This window comes from Pseudomonas sp. SIMBA_068 (genome assembly GCF_046534705.1).
In the GTDB taxonomy this organism is placed as follows: Bacteria; Pseudomonadota; Gammaproteobacteria; order Pseudomonadales; family Pseudomonadaceae; genus Aquipseudomonas; species Aquipseudomonas putida.
On the sequence record NZ_JAWRYI010000167.1, the window covers coordinates 1 to 347 of the forward strand.

Below are 347 nucleotides of genomic sequence, written 5' to 3' on the forward strand. Positions count from 1 at the left end.
GCCGCGATAGAGTGTTGATGTCTCAGACAACAGAATATATAGGCGTAGCCGTCAGCCAGCGCTACAGAGAGCAGAAGCAGGGAGAAGGATGATGTCAAAAGTGACGATGACCGCTATTGCGCAGGCGGCGGGCGTGGGCGTGGCCACCGTGGATCGGGTGCTGAATGGACGCGCGCCGGTGCGCAGCGTGACCGAGCAGAAAGTGCTGGCTGCGGCCCGCGAGCTGGGCTATCACCTGACGCAGGCACACATCCGGACAACATCGCCGCTCGCTGCGGCAACAGTTCGCGTGAGCTTTATCCTGCTGCCTGCCCGTTATTCGTTTTATCAGCAGCTAGGCGAGGTGC

1 protein-coding gene is annotated in these 347 nt (G+C 60.8%); it reads left to right on the top strand.

Annotated features, from left to right (window positions below; all coding sequences use genetic code 11):
• Positions 1 to 91: 91 nt before the first annotated feature.
• Positions 92 to 347 (top strand): LacI family DNA-binding transcriptional regulator (locus SB756_RS28685; RefSeq protein ID WP_410912899.1); only part of this gene is annotated, 256 nt, incomplete at its 3' end.